Source organism: Streptomyces sp. NPDC002935 (assembly GCF_040611295.1).
Lineage (GTDB): Bacteria > Actinomycetota > Actinomycetes > Streptomycetales > Streptomycetaceae > Streptomyces.
Genome location: NZ_JBEXNW010000017.1, coordinates 60,744 through 84,957, shown reverse-complemented (window position 1 = coordinate 84,957; position 24,214 = coordinate 60,744). Strand labels below are relative to the sequence as shown.

Below are 24,214 nucleotides of genomic sequence, written 5' to 3'. Positions count from 1 at the left end.
TCACAGTAGGCACGGTTCGACACGCTGAGTGACATGAATCGAGAAACCGCCGGTCCGGGTGACCAACTCGTCGAGCCCGTCCGCAACTTCAGCGTGCTGCTCACGTTCCGGGGCGGGACTTCCGGCTGACGCTGTACGTCGTCGGCGACACCCTCCGTATCGAGGTGACCGACACGCGGGAAGACCGGCTGCCACGGGCCCGCGCGACAGACGCCGGCGCCGAACGCGGACGTGGCCTGCTTCTCGTGGCGGCCCTCGCCGACCGCTGGGGCGTGACGCCCGGACCCGCCCCGCGCAAGACCGTCTGGGCCGAACTGGCCATCCCCACCGCCGGATCGCGGTTTTCAACGTCCCGGTGATCGACGTCTCGGCGCCGCACGACATCAAAAGCCTTTAAAGCCGGAGGAAGAAGAAAACCCCCAACCCCACCTGTCCACCCACAGGTAGCGCATCACTCGCAAGGGTGACGATTGCTAACTGAGCTGGATTTTGCGCCCGTTGGCAGGCATATGCTCGCCGCGACAGCGTACGAGTGCCCCCACGGCATCACGGCTTCGCTCCAGCGCGCTGTCACCACAGCAACCGCAGACATGCGACGGCCCCCGGCCGGGACTGGCATCCCGATCGAGGGCCTGACCAACGAGGAATCGAAGGTTCCCGATGGGCTCCCAAAACCTTAGCGCGCCCTCGTGCGCCCAGCCCCGTATTCCGCGGGGTGTCACTCACATCAACGTCCGCCACTCCACCCGTTTCACGGTGGTCGGCAACCACCTCGCCCAGCACCGCGAGCTGACACTCAGCGCGAGAGGGCTCGCCCTGCACATCCAGTCGCTGCCCGAGGGCGCCCGCGTGGACATCAAGTCGCTCGCCGCGCGTCTGCCCGAAGGCGAGATGCGGATCGCGGCAGCCCTCCGGGAGTTGGAAGCGCACGGCTACCTGTCCCGCAGGCGGGAGCGGCTGCCGAGTGGCCAGATCGTCACGCACACGGTGTCGTACAACCAGCCGCACGGGCTCGTCGAGCCAGAAGTGCAGGCCTCCGCGCCTAGCCGACTCACCACACACGGCCCCGTTACTGAGCCGGTCCAGGCAGCCAACCCCGTCCCGACGCCCGGCACTGTCCATGCGCCCGAACTCCCTTCCGCGTCCGGCCCGGTGCATGAGCCGCCCCTCACCCCTGCTCCCCTTCCCAGCTCAAGGCCAGGACCGGCGCCAGCGCCCGCGCCGAACTCCACCCCCGTAAGCCCCGCGCCGCAGGCGGCCCCACCCACGCCAGCACCCGCGCCGAAGCGCCCCCTCCCCACCCCCGACACCGACACCCCGGACCGGGACCGCGCGGCCACCGTCCTCCTCGCGAGCCTGCACCGCGAGGACCCGCGCCTGCTGCTCGCGGAGCGCGACGTACGTCGTCTCGCCCCGGCCGTCGCCGCCTGGCTGGAACGCGGCGCCGCCCCCGAAGCCGTACGCCTCACCCTGACGGGCGGGCTACCCCGCGACCGCCTGCACCACCCGGCGTCCCTCCTGGCCCACCGCCTCACCGAACTGCTGCCACCGCGGCTGCCCGCCACCGTCCCGTCGGTCGCGCGCTCACACCCACAGCAGTCGCAACCCTCGCAACCGCACCCCCTCCAGAACTGCGACGGCTGCGACCGCGCCTTCCGCTCCCCAGACCCCGGCCGCTGCCGCGACTGCCGATCCGTTCCCCTGCAGGTCAGGCGATATAAGCGTGACGATTCTTCCCCCTGGAAACGGCAGACAAGGAGCGAGCTCCATGGCCATCGCCTCCACTCAACAGGCTGAACCCCTCTTCACCCGACAGGACCTCACGTGCTGCCCGCTTTCGCCGCGAACGGATTCCTTCCGCTGGGTCGATACTCCGTCTCATTCGACGAGGCAGAAGCCATGCTCGTCAGTGCCCCGGAGTTCGAGGACTCCTCGACACGCACAGGGTTGTGGGACGGTCTCCACGAATATCTCGACCCCTTCCTCACGCTGGAAAACGCGTACACGACCGCCCTCGACGGTCTTACGCTCGTCCACAGGCTGTGGCTCGGCGGCAGTTTCGTCAGTGTCAAGCTCGATCCCGGGAACATCGATGCCACGCTCCTGATCGACACACGCGCCGAGCGTGCCCTACGCGGAAAGCCCGGGTCGAAGTGGCTGACCACCGCCTTCCAGAGTCGGTCCAGGATGAGAGAGAAGTTCGGCGTCTCGCCGCTTCGCATCGGATACCAGCCCGTTGCGCATATCTTCGAGCCGGAGCGCCTCACCTCGGAAGAACGGACATACTTCACGCAACGGGGTGTGTGGGACGACTGGTGGCAGCGCTGCAGACTGCCCGACCAGAACGACCACTCACCGTCCGAAGAAAGGGCCGCACCGGCACGCGGTTACCTGGAGGTGCGACTGTGACGGGCGACAACTGGCGCGAGCGCAGGCGCGCGCTCCAGGAAGGCGACCCTGCCGAAACCCGACGCGCCGCACGTCTCCTGGACATGCTCGGCACCGAGGACCGGGACGACGAGGAGATCGAGGCGGAACACCGCGCGAGCCGGCTGGCCGCGGCACGTGAGTACGCACCGGACGCCCGGCTCGACGAGGAGCTTCAGCTCCGACTGACCGGACCGGACACCGACGGCGGTGGTCTCCGCTTCCAGTGGGGCGACGCGCTGCTCGAGCCGGTGGAGCACATGATCTCCGTTGCCGCAGGCACTCCGGTCCAGCTGGAACTCACCGGGATCTCCGCAGGCAGCACCGTCGTACACGCCCGCCCCGTCACCGCGCCCACCGACTCCAGCCAACCGGACGCCCTGGGCGCCCCCGCCACGTCAGCCGCGGCTATGGGTCTCGGCACCCTCACCACACTGCTCGACGCTGTGGAGTCGGAGCACGACATCCGCGAATGGGCACGGCTCTTCGACGCGGTCGAAGCGGTGTCCCGGGCACTGAGCCGGTACGAACTGGATCTGGGCGTGACCTGGTACGACGCCGAGGGCCGGATGCGCCGCGCCCGGCTGACCGAGCGGGGGAGGCGCTACGTGAAGCGGCTTCGGGAGACCAAGGACCGCGACCAGGAGATCACCATCTCCGGCCGTGTCACGGAGCTGCGGGAAAGCGGCCTGGTGAAGGTCAAGACGGGCACGGCCAAGAACTCACCCGCCTACGACGTCCGCTTCGAGGATCCCGGGGAACTGCTGCGCATGCGCCCCGGCCTTGGTGACAACGTCCACTTCCGCGTCCGTTTCCGACAGCAGCTGGACTCCATGGGCATCGCACGATCAACGGAATACACCTACATCGGTCCGGCCGCCGAGCAGACGTCGCTTCCCCTCGAACCGTAGGCAGGTCGTCTCTTCCCGGCCGTCCCGGGTGACGAGGACCATCAGCGGCGAGGGCGCAGGACCGGCGCCACCTGAAGGAACGACGAAAGGGCCCGTACGACCGAAGTCGTACGGGCCCTCTCTGGAGCTCTGGAAGGAGCTACCAGGTCATACGGTCAACAATTACTTGTTGATCTTGGTGACCTGGCCGGCGCCCACGGTCCGGCCACCCTCACGGATGGCGAACTTCAGGCCCTCTTCCATGGCGACGGGCTGGATCAGCGAGACAGTCATCTCGGTGTTGTCGCCCGGCATGACCATCTCCGTGCCCTCGGGGAGGGTCACAACACCGGTCACGTCAGTCGTACGGAAGTAGAACTGCGGACGGTAGTTGTTGAAGAACGGCGTGTGGCGGCCACCCTCGTCCTTGGACAGGATGTAGGCCTGCGCCTCGAACTCGGTGTGCGGGGTGACCGAGCCCGGCTTGATGATGACCTGGCCGCGCTCGACGTCCTCGCGCTTGATGCCACGGAGGAGCAGACCGACGTTCTCACCGGCCTGGCCCTCGTCGAGCAGCTTGCGGAACATCTCGATGCCGGTGACCGTGGTCGTGGTCTTGTCCTGCTTGATGCCGATGATGTCAACGGTCTCGTTGACCTTCAGGACACCACGCTCGATACGGCCGGTGACGACCGTACCGCGACCGGTGATCGTGAAGACGTCCTCGACGGGCATGAGGAACGGCTTGTCGACGTCACGCTCGGGGGTCGGGATCGCCTCGTCGACGGCGGCCATGAGGTCCAGAACGGTCTGGCCCCACTCCTTGTCGCCCTCGAGCGCCTTGAGCGCCGAGACCTTGACGACCGGCAGGTCGTCGCCCGGGAACTCGTACTCGGAGAGGAGCTCACGGACCTCGAGCTCGACGAGCTCCAGGATCTCCTCGTCGTCCACCATGTCGGCCTTGTTCAGGGCGACGACGATGTACGGAACGCCGACCTGGCGGGCCAGGAGCACGTGCTCCTTGGTCTGCGGCATCGGGCCGTCGGTCGCGGCGACGACGAGGATGGCGCCGTCCATCTGCGCCGCACCCGTGATCATGTTCTTGATGTAGTCCGCGTGACCGGGGCAGTCGACGTGGGCGTAGTGACGGCCCTCCGTCTGGTACTCGACGTGCGCGATCGAGATCGTGATACCGCGCTGGCGCTCCTCGGGAGCCTTGTCGATCTGGTCGAAGGCCGAAGCCTCGTTCAGGTCCGGAAACGCGTCGTGCAGCACCTTGGTAATGGCGGCCGTGAGGGTCGTCTTACCGTGGTCGATGTGACCGATGGTGCCGATGTTGACGTGCGGCTTAGTCCGCTCGAACTTTGCCTTCGCCACTGGGGTCCTCCTGCGGAGTGGTTCTGGTACGCCTTACTCATCGGCGCCAGGTGATCTTTGCTGGGATGCCGCCCGCCGGGGTTTTCCCTTCCGGGTGAGCCCCGGCGGTCGGTGTCAAGCCTAAAGCGTGCAAACGGGGTGTGTTACTCGCCCTTGGCCTTCGCGATGATCTCCTCGGCGACGTTCCTGGGAACCTCGGCGTAGGAGTCGAACTGCATCGAGTAGCTTGCGCGACCCGAGGTCTTGCTGCGGAGGTCTCCGACGTAGCCGAACATCTCCGAGAGCGGCACCAGACCCTTGACGATCCGGGCGCCCATCCGCTCCTCCATGGCCTGAATCTGACCACGGCGGGAGTTGATGTCGCCGATGACCTCGCCCATGTAGTCCTCGGGCGTGGTGACCTCGACGGCCATCATCGGCTCGAGGAGCACGGGGGAAGCCTTGCGCGCGGCCTCCTTGAAGGCCTGCGAACCGGCGATCTTGAACGCGAGCTCGGAGGAGTCGACCTCGTGGTAGCCACCGTCGAGAAGAGTGACGCGGACGCCCGTCATCTCGTAGCCCGCCAGGATGCCGAACTGCATGGCTTCCTGCGCACCGGCGTCCACCGACGGGATGTACTCCCGCGGGATACGGCCACCGGTGACCTTGTTCACGAACTCGTACGCCGGACCGTCGGTCTCGGTGATGGGCTCGATCGCGATCTGCACCTTGGCGAACTGACCGGTACCACCGGTCTGCTTCTTGTGGGTGTAGTCGTGACGCTCGACGGCCTTGCGGATCGTCTCACGGTACGCGACCTGCGGCTTGCCGACGTTGGCCTCGACCCGGAACTCGCGCTTCATACGGTCGACCAGCACCTCGAGGTGCAGCTCGCCCATACCGCCGAGGATGGTCTGGCCCGTCTCCTCGTCCGAGTGGACGTGGAAGGAGGGGTCCTCCTCCGCGAGACGCTGGATGGCGACACCCAGCTTCTCCTGGTCACCCTTGGACTTGGGCTCGATGGCGACCTGGATGACCGGCGCCGGGAAGTCCATGGACTCCAGGATGACCGGGTTCTTGTCGTCGCACAGCGTCTCACCGGTGGTGGTCTGCTTCAGGCCCATGACGGCGACGATGTCGCCGGCGCCCACCGCTTCGATCTCCTCACGCTTGTTCGCGTGCATGCGGTAGATCTTGCCGATGCGCTCCTTCTTGCCCTTGACGGAGTTCAGCACGGCAGTGCCAGTCTCCAGGCGGCCCGAGTAGACCCGGACGAAGGTGAGCTTGCCCAGGTGCGGGTCGCTCATGATCTTGAACGCGAGCGCGGACAGCGGCTCGTCGACGGACGGCTTGCGCTTGACGACGACCTCGGGGTCCTTCACGTCGTGGCCCTCGATGGCCTCGACGTCAAGCGGGGTCGGAAGGTAGCGCACGACCGCGTCGAGCAGGGGCTGGACGCCCTTGTTCTTGAACGCGGTACCGCAGAACACGGGGGTGACCGTGACGTCGGTGGACTTGCCGGACGCGATGGTGACGCGACGGATCGCGGCGTACAGCTGCTCCTCGGTGGGCTCCTGGCCCTCCAGGAACAGCTCCATGATCTCGTCGTCGTGCTCCGCGACGGTCTCGACCAGCTTGCCGCGGTACTCCTCGGCAGCCTCGGCGTGCGTGGCGGGGATGTCGACGACGTCGTACATCTCGCCCTTCGCCGCCTCGGCGGACCACACGAGCGCCTTCATGCGGACCAGGTCCACAACGCCCTTGAAGTCCATCTCGGCGCCGATCGGCAGCTGCATGATGATCGGAACGGCGCCAAGGCGGTCCCTGATCATGTCCACGCAGCGGTGGAACTCGGCGCCGGTGCGGTCAAGCTTGTTCACGAAGCAGATGCGCGGCACGCCGTAACGGTCGGCCTGACGCCACACCGTCTCGGACTGCGGCTCGACACCGGCGACACCGTCGAACACCGTGACGGCACCGTCGAGGACGCGGAGCGAACGCTCCACCTCGACCGTGAAGTCGACGTGCCCCGGGGTGTCGATGATGTTGATCGTGTAGTCGTTGTCCTCAAGCGGCCAGTGACAGGTGGTGGCAGCAGAGGTGATCGTGATGCCACGCTCCTGCTCCTGCTCCATCCAGTCCATGGTGGCGGCGCCGTCGTGGACTTCACCGATCTTGTAGCTGACGCCGGTGTAGAAGAGGATCCGCTCGGTGGTGGTCGTCTTGCCCGCGTCGATGTGAGCCATGATCCCGATGTTGCGGACCCTGGCCAGGTCAAGTGAAGTGGTAGCCATAAGGCTTCAGTCTTCTCTCGGTCTCGATGTGGGTTACGACTACCAGCGGTAGTGCGCGAAGGCCTTGTTGGACTCGGCCATCTTGTGGGTGTCCTCACGCTTCTTCACAGCGGCACCAAGGCCGTTGGAGGCGTCGAGAAGCTCGTTGAGCAGACGCTCGGTCATGGTCTTCTCGCGACGGGCGCGGGAGTAACCGACGAGCCAGCGCAGCGCGAGCGTGTTGGCGCGACCGGGCTTGACCTCGATCGGAACCTGGTACGTCGCACCACCGACACGGCGGGACTTGACTTCGAGCGTGGGCTTGATGTTCTCCAGCGCGCGCTTCAGCGTGATGATCGGGTCGTTGCCCGTCTTCTCACGCAGACCCTCCATGGCGCCGTAGACAATGCGCTCGGCGGTGGAGCGCTTGCCGTTGAGCAGCACCTTGTTGATGAGGGAGGTCACCAGAGGGGAACCGTAGACCGGGTCGATGATGACCGGGCGCTTCGGGGCGGGGCCCTTACGAGGCATTTTCTACTTCTCCTTCTTGGCGCCGTAGCGGCTGCGGGCCTGCTTGCGGTTCTTGACACCCTGGGTGTCGAGCGAGCCGCGGATGATCTTGTAGCGAACACCCGGCAGGTCCTTCACACGGCCGCCGCGCACGAGCACGATGGAGTGCTCCTGCAGGTTGTGTCCCTCACCCGGAATGTAAGCCGTGACCTCGATCCCGCTGGTCAGACGCACACGCGCGACCTTACGCAGGGCCGAGTTCGGCTTCTTCGGGGTGGTCGTGAACACACGCGTGCAGACGCCACGACGCTGGGGCGAACCCTCGAGTGCGGGCGTCTTGTTCTTCTCGACCTTGTCCTGCCGGCCCTTCCGGACCAGCTGCTGGATCGTAGGCACTACTTCTCCGGTTTCTGTGTGCCGAATGGTGGAGCTAACCTGGAACGCCACCGACCCACGCGGTCGGGTGTGTCGAATACTGCAGACTCTCGCCGCAAGGCGAAAAGGGCGCAGATTGCGGTGGCCGCTTACGGCTCTCCTTGCGGTCTGAAGGCACGCACGAGAGCCAGGGCACACCCCAGGCACAAGGTAAGAGCGTACCTACCTCACGGACTTCGGTCAAAACAAATGCCGTGGTGCCCGACACGCCGGACTTCTCCCGATCCATTCTCGGGGCTGTTCACGCCTCGCGCAGCTTCTCACCGGTGAATGTCCCGGATTCCGTGCCCACGGCACACACTGGGTGAGTACGTTGACCGGTTGCTGTGCATCGGTCACTGTGCGTCGGCCACGGTGCCGATCGGGGGACGGGGGATGGACTCATGATGGCTGCGCCCTTACCGGGGGACGAGAGCCTGGACGACCGGGTGCCGTTCCTGGCACGTCTGGAGACCGAGGACCGCTCCGCGCTGCTGTCCCTCGGGCGCGAGCTGTCCTTCACGCCCCGGATGGTGCTCCTGCGCCAGAGCGAGCCCTCGTCGCACGTGCTGATCGTGACGCACGGCTGGACGAAGGTGACGGCGTCCGCCGCCAACGGCTACGAGGCGCTGCTCGCGCTGCGGGGGCCCGGCGACATCGTGGGCGAGTCCGCGGCGCTGACCGGCCGGCCGCGCTCCGCGACGGTGACGGCCCTGGAACCGGTCCGCACGGTCGCGGTCGTACGCGAACACTTCACGGACTTCCTCGCCCGCTCCCCCGCCGTCTCCTTCGCTCTCCTCGGCCTCACCTCGGACCGCACCCGGGCCGCCGACCGCCGCCGCCTGGAGTACGCCTCCATGAGCGTCCGCGAGCGGTTCGCCGCGCTCCTCCTCGACCTGGCCCGCACGAACGGCCGCCGCACGGACGAGGGCATCGAACTCTCCGTCCCGCTGAGCAAGCAGGAGCTGGCGGGCTCGGTGGGGGCGTCCAGGGAGATGGTCCAGCGCCTCCTGAAGGAACTCCGGGAGCGGGACGCGGTGCTGACGGGCAGGCGGACGATGGTGATCCTGCGCATGGACGTACTGCGGCGGATCGCCCGAGGCTGAGCGAGCCCCGCGAGAAATGCGCACCCTCCGCCGGGACCTCTCCCGGGAGGGCGAGCACCGCACGGAACGCGCCCCGGGGACCGCCCCGGGCACCGGGCACCGCACGGATCGCGGCCCCGAGGACCGCCCCGGGCACCGGGCACCGCACGGATCGCCGACTACGTAGCCGCCCCGGGAGGGCGCCCACACACAGAACCCGCGCCGGGGGCCGCCACGGCAGGTCGCGGCCCTGGGGGCGTGCGGGACCCCCCGGGCGGCTGAGCCCCCCGTGGCTCCGGATCGCTTCTGTGCACACGGTCACACTTCGAGTGGGACATCCGCCCTCACACCCGGCCCACCGGTGACGCCACCCTGCTTGCCAGGCGAGGCACCCACCGAAAGGCGACCATGACCGACCCCGTGAGCCGGACGATCCTCCTGCTCGACATCGAGAAGTACAGCGACCGGGACGACGTCGAGCAGGCCTACTTGCGCCGGATGCTGTACGACATCACGGACCGCGCGCTGGAGAGCGCCGGCATCGACGAGCGCCTGCGCCAGCGGGCGGACCGCGGCGACTCGGTGATGGAGCTGATCGACGCCAACGCCCCGGTCACCGCGTTGCTGCGCGCCCTGCTCACCGAGGTGCCCGCCCAGCTCCGCGCCGTCAACCGGATGGCGTCCAGCTCGGCCCAGATCCGGCTGCGCGGTGTCGTCGCCACCGGATACGTCGCCGTCGACGCGTACGACGGCTGGGTCGGCTCCGACCTCAACCACGCCTGCCGCCTCCTCGACGCCCGGCTGCTGCGCGCGGCCCTGCGGGAACGGCCGAACGACTTCGCGCTGTGCGTCTCGGAGAGCGTGCACGCGGGGATCGTGCGGCACAGCCACCCGGGCATCCCGGCGGACGACTTCCACCCGGTGACGGTGGACAGCAAGAACGGACCCCTGGGGGCATGGCTGCACGGCCCGGTCCCGTACGGGGCGGACGACCACAGTGAGAGAGGGGGAGCCCCGGCGCCGGGCGGCTCGGGGGAGAGCCCGGCGCCGGAGGCGGGAACGGGAGCGGGAGCGGGAGCGGGAACGGTGAGGGGAACGGACGCGGGTGCGGCGGCGGAGACCCCGGGCCCGGACCGGCCCGCCCGACCCGAGCCGACCGCCCCACCCGAGCCGACCGAGCAGCCCGCGCAGCCCGCCGCCGCTCCCGGGAACGTCGTCTTCAACTTCACCGGCGGCACCCCCAGCTTCGGCGGCAGCCTCGTCGCGGGTGACCAGCACGGCGTGTCCGGCGGCCAGGTCACCGGTGACGTCCACCTGGGCGGAAGCGGCGGTGAGTCGGCGTGACGGCGGCTCCGCCCGTGACGCCGGACACCCCCGACGACGTACCACCAGCGGATCCGCAGGGACCGAGAGGCCTGAGGGACCCACGCCCCGCACCCGAGGCGCGCACCGATTTCGGTGAGCCCGAGGAACGGACCCAGGAGGCCAGGGCCGCGCAGCGCGAGCTCGTCGCGCACACCCCGGGATTCATCTTCAGCGAGGCCGCGTCCTTCGGCGGCAGCCTGGTCGGCGGGGCCCAGCACGGGGTGTCGGCGGGCGGCTCGGCCCGTGACGTGTTCATGGGCGGCAAGACGGAGATCCACCACCACGGGACGGCGGCCGGCGCCGCGTACGCCTCCGGGGAGATCCCCCGGCAGCGACTCGACGCGCTCGCCGGAGTCTTCGTCCAGGGCCCCTCCTTCGCCGCCGCCCTGGCCCGGCTGCGCGACGAGCGCGTCCTCGTCCTCGCCGGCGCCCACTCCACCGGCCGCTACGCCGCCGCGCTGATGCTCCTGCACCACCTGGGCGTTCCCGCCGTGCACGCCCTGTCCGCCGAGACCGGTCCGGCGAACCTGGGCGCCCAGCTCTCCGCGCCCGGCGGCCACGTCCTGCGCGATCTCCCGCTGAGCCGCAACCGCCCGCTGCGGGACACCCACCTGTACGCCGCCCGCGACCGGCTCAGGAAGACCGACGGGTATCTGGTGGTGACCGTCGAGAACTCCCCGTTCCTGCTGGGGGTCACCCCCTCCGCCTGGGAGCCGCCGGAGGCCGCCGACGTGCTGCGCGCCCACCTGGCCGACCTGCGGAAGGAGCCGGGAGACAGCACCGGCCTGCTCGCCCTCGGCCCCGTGCGCGACTTCCTCTCGCGGGGCGCCCACCGCCCCTCCGAGGTCGCCCGGTTCGCCGTGGAGGTCGCCCGTTTCGACGGCGGCGCGGAAGCGGCGGCCCGCCTCGCCGACTTCGGGCACGCGGCGGTCGAGCAGCAGTGCCGGGAGTGGCTCAGCGACCCCGAGGCCACCCTGCGCGACAAGGCGTTCCTCATCTCGCTCGCCGTCTTCGACCAGGCGCCGTACGTGCTCGCCGCCGAACACGCCGACCAGCTGTACGTGCACTTCCAGCGCCTCCAGCATCCCGAACAGCCGCCGGAGATCCCGGTGTTCGGGCTCGCCGCCGAGACCCGGCTGGAACGGGCGCGCGCCGAGGGCGAAGTACGGGACGAGGCCACCGAGTGGGGCTCGGTGCCGCAGTTCACCGCGTACTTCAAGAAGGAGAACACCCCGCGTCTCCTGCTCGGCGAGGTGTGGACGGGCCATCCGTCGGCGCGGCCCGCGCTGGTCTCCTGGCTGAAGGAGCTGGCCCGCGACAGCCGTCCGGTCGTCCGGACCCGGGCCGCCGCGGCCGCCGCCCTGCTGGCCCGCGCCGACCTGCCCTCGGCCGTGGCGCTGCTGATCGACGGCTGGGCCGTGTCGAAGGCCTTCGGCCCCCGCGTCACCGCCGCGAACACGCTCACGCTCGCCCAGCTCCTCGACGCGCCCGTCGTGCTGCGCCTGCTCACCCAGTGGTGCACGGACACCCACTGGGCCCGCCGCTGGACGGCGATCCGCGCCTTCGGCCTGCTCACCCCGCTGCGCCCGGACCTCGCGGGCCCGGCACTGAGCGCGCTCGCCGCCCGCGCCCGCGCCGGGGGCAGCGGCGAGACCGAGGCGAACAACCTGATCGACTCGACGGCCCTGCTCCTGTCGGTGGGCGCCCGGCGCGGCGAGATGCTCTCCGAGCTGGTGCGCCTGCTCCACCACGACACGGCCTCGGTCCGCGCGCTCGCGCTGGCCGCGTTCGTGCGGGCCTGCGACAACGCCGAGGAGGGCGCGCTCGTCGAGTGGTACGCCGACACCGGGATGTACGAGGAGGACTCGGCCCGGGACCTGGCCACCCTCTGGCGGACCGCGCTCGGCGACCGCGGGCACACCCGGGGCGCCCTCTTGGCCCTGCACACCTGGGTGCATCTGGCCGAGCGCCGGGCGGACGTCGCCCAGGCCCTGGAGCTGCTGCTGCCCGCGCTGCTCGTCACGGCGGACGACCGCAAACGCCTCCGCCACGAACTGCTCAACCTGCGCGCCCCGGACGGCGGCCCGCGCCCACCGGTGGCCGACCGCCTGCTCGGCCTCCTGATCCCCTCCACCCCAGATCCATCGAGGAGTTGAACCATGGCGGAGTTCCGCCGTCAGCCGGAGTGGCAGCAGGACGCCCACCGGCACACCACGCTCATCGACCCGGTGCTCACCGTGCGGCCGATCGCGCGCTTCGACTACACCGTCCGCCGCGCGGTCAACGCGATCGACCACGCGCTGGTCTTCGTCACCGCGAAGGGCTCGTACGACGTCTACATGCCGCCGCACCGGCCGAGCCGCGCGGACGCGGCCACCCGCCGCTACACCTCCGTCTACGAGGTGGACATGGGCAGCCACCCCGTACAGCTCGCCCTGGAGGTGCCGAGCGACGACGACGCGTTCTCCTTCGGCGCCACGGCCGATCTGACCTGGCGGGTCGCGGACCCGATCGCGTACGTGGCGAGCGGCGAGCGCGATGTGCCGACGCGGCTCACCCGTGAACTGCACCAGCTCGCGCGGCCGGTGAGCCGCGCCTTCTCCATCGAGGACAGTCCGGCCGCCGAGCGCGCGGTCCAGCAGGCCGTGGAGACGGGCGGTTTCGCGGCGGGCATCGGACTCGCCGTGACCTGTGTCGTACGGCTGCGGCTGGACGACGAGGCGATCGCGCACCGGCGTCGGCAGCGGAGCCTGCGCTACGAGTCCGACATGCTCGACCCCGAGCACGAGTTCCGGCTCCGGCTCGCCCGGCAGCAGCACGAGCTGGAGGTGCTGCGCCAGCAGCAGGACCACCATCTGATCACCGAGAAGATCAACTTCTACCAGTACCACCTGCAGCACGGGGGCGTCGCCGCCTGGGCCCTGCACCTCTCCCAGCACCCCGAGGACACCAAGATGGTCATCGGGTCCATCCAGAAGGACCAGCTCTCCGCCATCAGAGGGCAGCTCCAGGTCATCGCCGGGGACACCCTGGAGGACTTCCAGAAGGCGGAGTCGGCCCGTTCGACCCTGCGCGCCGTCGACGAGCTGATCCAGCAGCAGACGCCTCCGGCGCCCCAGGGCGGGCAGGGGGCACTCCCGGCCGGGGCGGCGCCCGGGCAGCCGCAGACGCCGCCCCAGCCGCCGTACCCGGGCCAGTCGCCCTACCCCGGCCAGTCACCACAGCCTCCGTACGCCGGTCAGACACCGTACGGCGGGCAGCCCCCGTACACAGGGCAGCCTCCGTACACAGGGCAGCCTCCGTACGCGGGGAGTCAGCCGCCGTACGCGGGTGGGCCGCCTCCGTCCGCCGGACAGCCCCCGTACGCAGGCGCTCAGCCGCCGTACGCGGGCGCTCAGCCGCCGTACGCGGGCGCTCAGCCGCCGTACGCGGGACAGGCACCGTACGCGGGCGGGCAGGCGCCGTACGCCGACGACCGGACCCTGTACGCCGGGCAGTCCCCGTACGCGGGCGCTCAGCCGCCGTACACCGGAGGTCCGGACGCCGGTGCCTCCGCGGCACCGGGGCAGCCCGACAGCGCCGCCCCCTACGGACAGCCCTCCACGACGCCCTACGCCGCCGCTGGACCGGCTCCCGCCGTGCCTCCGGTGCCTGGCAGCCCCGAGGGCGCCCGGGCCGCCGTGCCGCCCGCCACGCCGTTCCCGGCACCCGCCGCGACGCCGACGGACGCTCCGGAGGGCGAGCCCGCGTGACCACGCCCGACACAGCACCGCCACCCACGCCCGTGACCACGCCCGCGACCGCACCGACATCCGGCGCCCCGGCGCCTTCCGCCGCGCTCCCGGACCCCTCCCCGCCCCCTTCAGGGGCCGGTGGCCGCACCGCGGATCGGCTCCTGACCGAGCTGCGCGGCGAGATCGCCCGGGCCGACAGCAAGGCCTCCGTGCTGGTGGCGGCGCTCGGAATGACGGCGGGCGTGTTCAGCGCGCTCCTTGCGGGACGCGGCTGGACGCCGGGTGAGCTGTCCTGGGCCGGGACGGGCCTGTGGTGGGCCGGGGCGGCGGCGCTGGGGCTGTCCCTGTTCGCGCTGCTGCTCGCCGTGCTCCCCCGCTACAGCGGCACCTGGGCCCCGGGCCGGCCGCTGTGCTACTTCGGCGACATCCAGCAGGCCGTACGCGAGGGCCGACTGGCCGCCGCGCTGGCCGACACCGATCGCGACCCCGCCGCCGGACTCACGGCGGCGCTCATCGAGACCAGCCGTATCGCCGCCCGCAAGCACCAGTGGATCCGTACCGGCCTGATCGCGTTCTGCGCCGGCACCGCCCTGCTGCCGACCGCGCTGCTCATCGGCTGAAGTCTCCGCACAGCCATATCGAAGGAGCCCTCATGTCCCAGCCCCCAGGCCCGGCCCCCGCGTCCCCCGAGCCCCCGTACCCGGGAGCGGCCACTCCGCCGCCCCCCTACCCGGACGCCGCCTCCTCGCAGCCCTCGTACCCGGGAGCCGCCACTCAGCCGCCCCCTTACCCGGGAGCCGCCTCCCCGCCACCCCAGTACCCGGCGTCCTCCGCTCCTCCACCCCAGTACCCCGCAAGCCCCGGGACCGGCGGGCCGGGACCGCAGTACCCGGGCCCGGGAGGCCACCCCCCGCAGTACCCGGGCGCCGGAGGCCCCGCACCTCAGTACCCGGGTGCCGGAGGCCATCCGCCGCAGTACCCCGGAGCCGGAGGCGCCGCACCCCAGTACCCCGGAGCCGGAGGCGGCCCAGCACCCCAGTACCCGGGATCCGCCACTCCGTCCGCCGCCCACCAGCAGACGGCCCAGCAGCAGACGGCGACCCCTCCTCCGCAGTACCCGGGTCAGCAGCAGCCGCAGTACCCGGGTCCGGACGCGCGGTACCCGGGTCAGCAGTCGCCGCAGCCCGCGCCCTTCGTCCCGCGGCCGGCCACCGCGCCCGACGACCTCGACTACCGCCACCAGGGCTCACGCGTTCATCTGGCGAGCCATCAACGGGGTGCCGACGCCACCGCCATCGGGCAGCTCGCGACACAGATCCCGGGGTTCCTGGTGAGCCTCGCCGTGGTGTCGTCCCTCGCACTCGGGCTGCTCGGTACGGCCGTGGGCTGGCTGGTAGTGGTGGCCTGGCTGGCCTCCGGTGCGCTCGTCTTCCACCGGCCCACCGAGCTGCGCTTCGCCCGGCACGTGCTCAAACTGCGGATGCCGCTGGCCGAGGAACGGGCCCGGCTGGAGCCGATCTGGCGCGAGGTCACGGCCCGGGCGGGCATCGAGGCGAACACCTACGAGCTGATGGTGGAGAACAGCGAGGACCTGAACGCGGTCGCGGCCGCCGGCCATGTCGTCGGCGTCACGACCTACTCACTCAACCGGATTCCCAGCAGCAACCTCGCCGCCGTACTCGCCCATGAGCTCGGCCACCACACCGGGGGACACGCCTGGGCCGGACTCCTCGGCTACTGGTACTCCCTGCCCGGCCGACTCGCCTGGGCGTTCACCCGTGGGATGGCCCGCATCGCGCTCGCCGTCGCGGGGGTCTTCTCGGCGGCCGCGACCGGGCTCCTGATCCTCTTCATGGGGATGTTCGTGATCGCCGGGTTCCTCATCGCCTGGTACATCACGATCCCGCTCGTCGTCGCGCCCTATCTGCTCGCCTACGCGGGCCGCCTCGGCGAACTCCGCGCCGACCAGCAGGCCGCGGCCCTCGGCTTCGCGCCCGAGATGGCCCAGGTCCTGCATCACTTCCAGGCCGAGGAGGACGCCGCGAAGGCGGCCGCCGTCACCCAGGGCAAGAAGCTCCAGGAGCCGGGCGGCCTCGCCAAGCTGCTGTCCACCCACCCCGACAACTACACCCGGCTGCGCGCCCTGGAGCCGTATCTCCAGCTCCCGCGCTAGAACGGGTCCCCGGCGGACCGGGGAACGCCGAAGGGCGGTCACCCCCGTCGGGGGTGACCGCCCTTCGAACTGCTTGCTACCTACTGCCTACCGCTTACTGGTTGTACGGACCGTAGTCGTAGTCCTCCAGCGGGACGGCCTGGCCGGAGCCCGTGCCGAACGGCGAGTAGTCGATGTCGTCGTAGCCGACGGCCGAGTACATCGCGGCCTTGGCTTCCTCGGTCGGCTCGACCCGGATGTTGCGGTAGCGGGACAGACCCGTACCGGCCGGGATGAGCTTACCGATGATGACGTTCTCCTTGAGGCCGATCAGGGAGTCGGACTTGGCGTTGATCGCCGCGTCCGTCAGAACCCTGGTCGTCTCCTGGAAGGACGCCGCCGACAGCCACGACTCGGTCGCCAGCGAGGCCTTGGTGATACCCATCAGCTGCGGACGGCCGGAGGCCGGGTGGCCGCCTTCCTGGACCACACGACGGTTCTCGGTCTCGAACTTCGAACGCTCGACCAGCTCGCCGGGCAGCAGCTCCGCGTCGCCCGACTCGATGATCGTCACACGGCGCAGCATCTGCCGGATGATGATCTCGATGTGCTTGTCGTGGATCGACACACCCTGCGAGTTGTAGACCTTCTGGACCTCGCCGACCAGGTGGACCTGGACGGCACGCTGACCCAGGATGCGCAGCACGTCGTGCGGGTTGGTGGCACCCACGGTGAGCTTCTGGCCCACCTCGACGTGCTCGCCCTCGGACACCAGGAGCCGGGCACGCTTCGAGATCGGGAACGCCGTCTCGTCGCTGCCGTCGTCCGGGGTGACCACGAGCTTCTTGGTCTTCTCGGTCTCCTCGATCCGCACGCGGCCGGAGGCCTCGGAGATCGGGGCGACACCCTTCGGCGTACGAGCCTCGAAGAGCTCGACGACACGGGGCAGACCCTGGGTGATGTCGTCACCGGCCACACCACCGGTGTGGAAGGTACGCATCGTCAGCTGGGTACCGGGCTCACCGATGGACTGGGCGGCGATGATGCCGACCGCCTCACCGATGTCGACCAGCTTGCCGGTGGCCAGCGAGCGGCCGTAGCACATGGCGCAGGTGCCGACGGCGGACTCACAGGTCAGGACCGAGCGGGTCTTGACCTCCTCGATGCCGTGCTTGACGAGCTCGTCGATGAGGACGTCGCCGAGGTCGGTGTTGGCCGGGGCCAGCACCTTGCCGTCGACGGTGATGTCCTCGGCCAGCGCACGTGCGTACACGCTGGTCTCGACGTTCTCCGCCTTGCGCAGGATGCCGTCCGCGCCGCGCTCCGCGATGTGCAGCTTGAGGCCACGGTCGGTGCCGCAGTCCTCCTCGCGGATGATGACGTCCTGGGAGACGTCGACCAGACGACGGGTGAGGTAACCCGAGTCGGCGGTACGCAGGGCGGTGTCCGCCAGACCCTTACGGGCACCGTGGGTCGAGATGAAGTACTCGAGCACCGACAGGCCTTCACGGAAGGAGGCCTTGATGGGGCGCGGGATCGTCTCGTTCTTGGCGTTCGACACCAGACCACGCATACCGGCGATCTGACGCATCTGCATCATGTTGCCTCGTGCGCCCGAGTTCACCATCATCGAAACCGGGTTGGTCTTCGGGAAGTTCGCGTTCATCGCCTCGGCAACCTCGTTGGTCGCCTTGGTCCAGATCGCGATGAGCTCCTGCGTGCGCTCTTCCTTGGTGATCAGACCGCGCTCGTACTGCTTCTGGACCTTCTCGTCCAGGTCCTCGTAGCCCTTGACGATCGCGCGCTTCGCATCCGGAACGACGATGTCGGAGATGGCCACGGTGACGCCGGAACGGGTCGCCCAGAAGAAGCCGGCCGCCTTCAGGTTGTCGAGCGTCGCCGCCACGATGACCTTGGGGTAGCGCTCGGCGAGGTCGTTGACGATCTCGGAGAGCTGCTTCTTGCCGACCTCGTAGTCGACGAACGGGTAGTCCTCGGGCAGCAGCTCGTTGAAGAGCGCGCGGCCCAGGGTCGTCCGCAGGCGGAAGGTGTCACCCTGCTGCCACTCCGGGTCGCCCTCTTCCCGCACCGGCGGGGTCCAGCCGCGCGGCGGGATGGTGCCCACCGGGAAGCGGATGTCCACGCGCGACTGCAGCGAGAGCTCGCCGGCGTCGAACGCCATGATCGCCTCGGCCACGGAAGCGAAGGAGCGGTCCTCGCCCTTCACGTTCCGCAGGTCGCCGTCGGTGGTCAGGAAGAACAGACCGAGGACCATGTCCTGGGTCGGCATCGTGACCGGGCGGCCGTCGGCCGGCTTGAGGATGTTGTTCGAGGACAGCATCAGGATGCGGGCCTCGGCCTGCGCCTCCGCGGAGAGCGGCAGGTGGACGGCCATCTGGTCACCGTCGAAGTCCGCGTTGAACGCGGTGCAGACGAGCGGGTGGATCTGGATGGCCTTGCCCTCGACCAGCTGCGGCTCGAAGGCCTGGATGCCGAGGCGGTGCAGCGTGGGCGCACGGTTCAGCAGAACCGGGTGCTCAGCGATGACCTCTTCCAGGACGTCGTACACGACCGTGCGGCCGCGCTCGACCATCCGCTTGGCGCTCTTGATGTTCTGCGCGTGGTTCAGGTCGACCAGGCGCTTCATCACGAACGGCTTGAAGAGCTCCAGCGCCATGGCCTTGGGCAGACCACACTGGTGCAGCTTCAGCTGCGGACCGACGACGATCACGGAACGCGCGGAGTAGTCCACACGCTTGCCGAGCAGGTTCTGACGGAATCGACCCTGCTTGCCCTTGAGCATGTCGGACAGCGACTTCAGCGGACGGTTGCCGGGGCCCGTGACCGGGCGACCACGACGGCCGTTGTCGAAGAGCGCGTCGACGGCCTCCTGGAGCATGCGCTTCTCGTTGTTCACGATGATCTCGGGGGCACCGAGGTCGAGAAGGCGCTTCAGACGGTTGTTGCGGTTGATCACACGGCGGTACAGGTCGTTCAGGTCGGAGGTCGCGAAGCGGCCACCGTCCAGCTGCACCATCGGGCGAAGGTCCGGCGGGATGACCGGCACGCAGTCGAGCACCATGCCCTTGGGGCTGTTGCTGGTCTGCAGGAACGCGGAGACGACCTTGAGGCGCTTGAGCGCACGGGTCTTCTTCTGGCCCTTGCCGGTGCGGATGATCTCGCGGAGGCGCTCGGCCTCCTCGTCCAGGTCGAAGGACTCCAGGCGCTTCTGCAGCGCCGCGGCACCCATCGATCCGTCGAAGTACGTGCCGAAGCGGTCACGCAGCTCGCGGTAGAGGAGCTCGTCGCCCTCCAGGTCCTGGACCTTGAGGTTCTTGAAGCGGGTCCACACCTCGTCGAGACGGTCGATCTCGCGCTGCGCGCGGTCGCGCAGCTGCTTCATCTCACGCTCGGCACCCTCGCGCACCTTGCGGCGCACGTCGGCCTTGGCACCCTCGGCCTCGAGCTCGGCCAGGTCGGTCTCGAGCTTCTTGGCGCGGGCTTCGAGGTCGGCGTCGCGACGGTTCTCGACCTGCTGGCGCTCGACGGAGACGTGGGCCTCCAGCGAGGGCAGGTCGCGGGTGCGGCGCTCCTCGTCGACGTACGTGATCATGTACGCGGCGAAGTAGATGACCTTCTCGAGGTCCTTCGGGGCGAGGTCGAGCAGGTAGCCCAGCCGCGACGGAACGCCCTTGAAGTACCAGATGTGGGTGACGGGAGCGGCCAGCTCGATGTGACCCATCCGCTCGCGACGCACCTTGGCGCGAGTGACCTCGACGCCGCAGCGCTCACAGATGATGCCCTTGAAGCGGACTCGCTTGTACTTACCGCAGTAGCACTCCCAGTCCCGGGTCGGACCGAAGATCTTCTCGCAGAAGAGTCCGTCCTTTTCGGGCTTGAGCGTGCGGTAGTTGATGGTCTCGGGCTTCTTGACCTCGCCGTGGCTCCACTGACGGATGTCGTCAGCGGTGGCCAGACCGATCCGGAGCTCATCGAAGAAGTTGACGTCGAGCACTATGCGTCAATCCCTCTCAGGGTTGTAAGTCTTAGGGGTCTGATACGGGGGTCCTGGGGCCGGCGGGCCTTGGTCACCTTTTCCACAGGTGGCCAAGGGCCCGCCGAACTCCCGTCAGACCTCTTCGACGCTGCTCGGCTCGCGCCGGGACAGGTCGATGCCGAGCTCCTCCGCCGCGCGGAAGACGTCCTCGTCGGTGTCACGCATTTCGATGGACATACCGTCGCTGGACAGCACCTCCACGTTGAGGCAGAGAGACTGCATCTCCTTGATGAGCACCTTGAAGGACTCGGGGATGCCGGGCTCGGGGATGTTCTCGCCCTTGACGATGGCCTCGTAGACCTTCACGCGGCCGGTGACGTCGTCGGACTTGATGGTCAGCAGCTCCTGGAGGGCGTAAGCGGCGCCGTACGCCTCCAGCGCCCACACCTCCATCTCACCGAAGCGCTGGCCACCGAACTGAGCCTTACCACCCAGCGGCTGCTGGGTGATCATCGAGTACGGACCGGTCGAGCGGGCGTGGAGCTTGTCGTCGACCAGGTGGTGGAGCTTGAGGATGTACATGTACCCGATCGAAACCGGGTCCGGGAACGGCTCACCGGAGCGGCCGTCGAACAGCCTCGCCTTGCCGGACGGGAGGACCAGACGGTCACCGTCGCGGTTGGGCAGGGTGTGCTCGAAGAGACCCGCGAGCTCGTCCTCACGCGCACCGTCGAAGACGGGGGTGGCGACGTTGGTGCCCGGGGCGACCTTGTCGGCCCCGATGGCCTGCAGGCGCTGGGCCCAGTCGTCCGCGAGACCGGAGACGTCCCAGCCGCGGCTGGCGAGCCAGCCGAGGTGGATCTCCAGGACCTGTCCCGGGTTCATTCGGGACGGGACACCGAGCGGGTTGAGGATGATGTCGACCGGGGTGCCGTCCTCCAGGAACGGCATGTCCTCGATCGGCAGGATCTTCGAGATGACACCCTTGTTGCCGTGACGGCCGGCGAGCTTGTCACCGTCCGTGATCTTGCGCTTCTGCGCCACGTAGACACGAACCAGCTGGTTCACGCCCGGCGGCAGCTCGTCGCCCTCTTCACGGTCGAAGACACGGACGCCGATGACCTTGCCGATCTCGCCGTGCGGGACCTTCAGCGAGGTGTCACGGACCTCACGCGCCTTCTCACCGAAGATCGCGCGCAGCAGGCGCTCCTCCGGCGTCAGCTCGGTCTCGCCCTTGGGCGTGACCTTGCCGACGAGGATGTCGCCGGCGACGACCTCGGCACCGATACGGATGATGCCGCGCTCGTCGAGGTCGGCGAGGACCTCCTCGGAGACGTTCGGGATGTCCCGGGTGATCTCCTCCGGGCCGAGCTTGGTGTCACGGGCGTCGACCTCGTGCTCCTCGATGTGGATCGAGGAGAGGACGTCGTCCTGCACGAGGCGCTGCGACAGGATGATCGCGTCCTCGTAGTTGTGACCCTCCCACGGCATGAACGCCACGAGCAGGTTCTTGCCGAGCGCCATCTCGCCGTCCTCGGTCGCGGGACCGTCGGCCAGGACCTGGCCTTCGATCACGCGGGCGCCCTCGTCCACGACAACCTTCTGGTTGACGGAGGTGCCCTGGTTCGACCGGGAGAACTTGTGCAGGCGGTACGTGGTGTACGTGCCGTCGTCGTTGGCGGTGGTGATGTAGTCCGCGGAGACCTCCTGGACCACACCGTCCTTCTCCGACTTCAGGACGTCACCGGCGTCGACCGCACAGCGGTACTCCATGCCGGTGCCGACCAGCGGCGCCTCGGACTTGATGAGCGGAACGGCCTGACGCATCATGTTCGCGCCCATGAGGGCACGGTTGGCGTCGTCGTGCTCCAGGAACGGGATCATCGCGGTCGCGACCGACACCATCTGGCGCGGGGAGACGTCCATGTAGTCGACGTCGTCACCGGGGACGTAGTCGACCTCTCCGCCACGACGGCGGACCAGGACGCGGGACTCCTCGAAGCGGAACTCCTCCGTCAGCGGCGCGTTGGCCTGCGCGATGACGAATCGGTCCTCTTCGTCGGCCGTCAGGTAGTCGACCTCGTCGGTGACGAAGCCGCCCGTGACCCTGCGGTACGGGGTCTCGACGAAACCGAACGCGTTGACCCGGCCGTAGGAGGCGAGCGAGCCGATCAGGCCGATGTTCGGGCCTTCAGGGGTCTCGATCGGGCACATGCGGCCGTAGTGCGACGGGTGCACGTCACGGACCTCGAAGCCGGCCCGCTCACGGGAGAGACCACCCGGGCCAAGCGCCGACAGACGGCGCTTGTGGGTGAGACCCGACAGCGGGTTGTTCTGGTCCATGAACTGCGACAGCTGGCTGGTGCCGAAGAACTCCTTGATGGAGGCGACGACCGGCCGGATGTTGATCAGGGTCTGCGGCGTGATCGCCTCGACGTCCTGAGTCGTCATGCGCTCGCGGACGACGCGCTCCATACGAGCCAGACCCGTGCGGACCTGGTTCTGGATGAGCTCGCCGACGTTGCGCAGACGACGGTTGCCGAAGTGGTCGATGTCGTCGGTCTCGACGACGATCGAGGTGCCGTTGTTGCCAACGGTCTCGGTCTCACCGGCGTGCAGCTTCACCAGGTACTTGATCGACGAGAGGATGTCCTCGACGGTCAGGACCCCGGCGTCCAGCGGGGCTTCGCCGCCCAGCTTCTTGTTCACCTTGTAGCGGCCGACCTTCGCGAGGTCGTAGCGCTTCGAGTTGAAGTAGAGGTTCTCCAGAAGCGTCTGCGCGGCCTCACGGGTCGGCGGCTCGCCCGGACGCAGCTTGCGGTAGATGTCCAGGAGCGCGTCGTCCTGGCCCTGGGTGTGGTCCTTCTCCAGGGTGGCGCGCATGGACTCGTACTCGCCGAACTCCTCGAGGATCTGCTCGGTGGTCCAGCCGAGAGCCTTCAGGAGAACGGTGACGGACTGCTTGCGCTTGCGGTCGATGCGGACACCGACCATGTCGCGCTTGTCGATCTCCATCTCCAGCCAGGCGCCCCGGGACGGGATGACCTTGGCCGAGAAGATGTCCTTGTCGGACGTCTTGTCGATGGAGGAGTCGAAGTAGACACCCGGCGAGCGGACCAGCTGCGACACGACGACACGCTCGGTGCCGTTGATGACGAAGGTGCCCTTGTTGGTCATGAGCGGGAAGTCGCCCATGAAGACCGTCTGGGACTTGATCTCGCCGGTCTCGTTGTTGGTGAACTCGGCGGTGACGAAGAGCGGGGCCGCGTACGTGAAGTCGCGGTCCTTGCACTCGTCGATGGAGTTCTTCGGGGGCTCGAAGCGGTGGTCGCGGAACGTCAGGGACATCGACCCACTGAAGTCCTCGATCGGGGAGATCTCCTCGAAGATCTCCTCCAGACCGGACTTGGTGGGGACGTCCTGTCCGCTGTCCAGAGCCGCCTCGACACGAGCCTTCCACGCGTCGTTGCCGAGCAGCCAGTCGAAGCTCTCGGTTTGCAGCGCAAGAAGGTTCGGAACCTCGAGGGGCTCCTTGATCTTTGCAAAGGAGATGCGCAGCGGGGCGGTGCTGGCGCCGTTGTTCGTATTCGCGGTCGAGGCAGTGCGCGAGGCGGCCAAGAGGGGGTCCTTCCGAGGGCTCGGACTCACTACGCGCGTACCGGTCCCATGTCGGACAAAGCGTCGGGCCGTTTCCGATCCGGCCGGATAAGGCCAGGTCAGGGATAGTCCAACTGTCGTTGCTCAAACACGGGGATGCCCCTGGTGACGGGCAGGAGGCAGCTAACAGGCAGCGCAAAGGGTCAGTGTAGCCACTAGGCCCACTGATGTCCAGTCCCGGTTTCTTGAGACCCTCGTTGTTCTCAACACCTGCGGCAAGCCACGCCCTCAATGCACATCGATACTGCCCTCTTCGTCAGCGATCCATGCCTCGGATACGGATCGTTGTGACGACGCGTCCTGAGAATTGCGCGCTGCGTGCGGTTCGTCAAGGCCCCCCATGCCCGAGCGAGT

15 protein-coding genes and 1 pseudogene are annotated in these 24,214 nt (G+C 68.9%); 10 read left to right on the top strand and 6 right to left on the bottom strand.

All coding sequences use genetic code 11. The annotated features are described in order from the left end of the window. Positions 1-104 precede the first annotated feature (104 nt). The 4 genes and pseudogenes from ABZX90_RS23475 to ABZX90_RS23460 form a co-directional block, all read left to right on the top strand. Positions 105-359 (top strand): annotated as a pseudogene (locus ABZX90_RS23475) (ATP-binding protein); the annotation flags it as partial. A 301-nt stretch (positions 360-660) separates the two neighbouring features. Next, the gene (locus tag ABZX90_RS23470) at positions 661-1,797 is read left to right on the top strand and encodes a helix-turn-helix domain-containing protein (protein WP_355207666.1); all 1,137 of its coding nucleotides are present in this window, start codon (positions 661-663) and stop codon (positions 1,795-1,797) included. Positions 1,798-1,824: 27 nt separating this feature from the next. Then, complete coding sequence (locus ABZX90_RS23465) at positions 1,825-2,409, top strand: hypothetical protein (RefSeq protein WP_355207663.1); 585 nt, start codon at positions 1,825-1,827, stop codon at positions 2,407-2,409. Next, positions 2,406-3,338 (top strand): hypothetical protein, encoded by a 933-nt coding sequence (locus ABZX90_RS23460; protein ID WP_355207660.1) that lies wholly within the window; start codon positions 2,406-2,408, stop codon positions 3,336-3,338. Before ABZX90_RS23465 ends, ABZX90_RS23460 begins: the two co-directional genes overlap by 4 nt. Before the next feature lie 162 nt (positions 3,339-3,500). Here the strand turns inward: ABZX90_RS23460 and tuf are convergent, their stop codons facing one another. The 4 genes from tuf to rpsL all read right to left on the bottom strand — a co-directional run bounded on the left by tuf (position 3,501) and on the right by rpsL (position 7,852). Beyond that, positions 3,501-4,694: an elongation factor Tu gene (gene tuf / locus ABZX90_RS23455; RefSeq protein ID WP_351126499.1), complete on the bottom strand. Its 1,194-nt coding sequence runs from the start codon at positions 4,692-4,694 to the stop codon at positions 3,501-3,503. 143 nt (positions 4,695-4,837) lie between these two features. After that, a complete protein-coding gene (gene fusA / locus ABZX90_RS23450) occupies positions 4,838-6,967 on the bottom strand; it encodes an elongation factor G (RefSeq protein ID WP_351126497.1) in 2,130 nt (709 codons plus the stop codon). 39 nt (positions 6,968-7,006) lie between these two features. Continuing rightward, positions 7,007-7,477 carry a 30S ribosomal protein S7 gene (rpsG, locus tag ABZX90_RS23445; RefSeq protein ID WP_003992340.1) on the bottom strand — a complete coding sequence of 157 codons (471 nt, stop codon included), beginning with the start codon at positions 7,475-7,477 and terminating at the stop codon, positions 7,007-7,009. A gap of 3 nt (positions 7,478-7,480) precedes the next feature. Continuing rightward, a complete protein-coding gene (gene rpsL / locus ABZX90_RS23440; protein ID WP_003948652.1) occupies positions 7,481-7,852 on the bottom strand; it encodes a 30S ribosomal protein S12 in 372 nt (123 codons plus the stop codon). Positions 7,853-8,277: 425 nt separating this feature from the next. Here rpsL and ABZX90_RS23435 point away from each other — a divergent pair, with 425 nt between their 5' ends. The 6 genes from ABZX90_RS23435 to ABZX90_RS23410 all read left to right on the top strand — a co-directional run bounded on the left by ABZX90_RS23435 (position 8,278) and on the right by ABZX90_RS23410 (position 16,227). Further along, positions 8,278-8,976 (top strand): Crp/Fnr family transcriptional regulator, encoded by a 699-nt coding sequence (locus tag ABZX90_RS23435; protein WP_351126495.1) that lies wholly within the window; start codon positions 8,278-8,280, stop codon positions 8,974-8,976. A 387-nt stretch (positions 8,977-9,363) separates the two neighbouring features. After that, positions 9,364-10,299: a hypothetical protein gene (locus tag ABZX90_RS23430; protein ID WP_355207655.1), complete on the top strand. Its 936-nt coding sequence runs from the start codon at positions 9,364-9,366 to the stop codon at positions 10,297-10,299. Beyond that, complete coding sequence (locus ABZX90_RS23425) at positions 10,296-12,476, top strand: hypothetical protein (RefSeq protein ID WP_355207653.1); 2,181 nt, start codon at positions 10,296-10,298, stop codon at positions 12,474-12,476. The genes ABZX90_RS23430 and ABZX90_RS23425 overlap by 4 nt, the downstream gene beginning before the upstream one ends. 3 nt (positions 12,477-12,479) lie before the next feature. After that, positions 12,480-14,072 (top strand): hypothetical protein, encoded by a 1,593-nt coding sequence (locus ABZX90_RS23420; protein WP_355207650.1) that lies wholly within the window; start codon positions 12,480-12,482, stop codon positions 14,070-14,072. A gap of 143 nt (positions 14,073-14,215) precedes the next feature. After that, positions 14,216-14,674 (top strand): Pycsar system effector family protein, encoded by a 459-nt coding sequence (locus tag ABZX90_RS23415; protein ID WP_351126650.1) that lies wholly within the window; start codon positions 14,216-14,218, stop codon positions 14,672-14,674. 32 nt (positions 14,675-14,706) lie between these two features. Then, complete coding sequence (locus tag ABZX90_RS23410) at positions 14,707-16,227, top strand: M48 family metalloprotease (protein WP_355207647.1); 1,521 nt, start codon at positions 14,707-14,709, stop codon at positions 16,225-16,227. A gap of 94 nt (positions 16,228-16,321) precedes the next feature. Here ABZX90_RS23410 and ABZX90_RS23405 read toward each other — a convergent pair whose 3' ends face one another. Next, positions 16,322-20,221 (bottom strand): DNA-directed RNA polymerase subunit beta', encoded by a 3,900-nt coding sequence (locus tag ABZX90_RS23405; protein ID WP_351126485.1) that lies wholly within the window; start codon positions 20,219-20,221, stop codon positions 16,322-16,324. 114 nt (positions 20,222-20,335) lie between these two features. Beyond that, positions 20,336-23,821, bottom strand: coding sequence for a DNA-directed RNA polymerase subunit beta (rpoB, locus tag ABZX90_RS23400; RefSeq protein ID WP_351126483.1), 3,486 nt, complete (start codon positions 23,819-23,821; stop codon positions 20,336-20,338). Between the last annotated feature and the right edge of the window lie 393 nt (positions 23,822-24,214).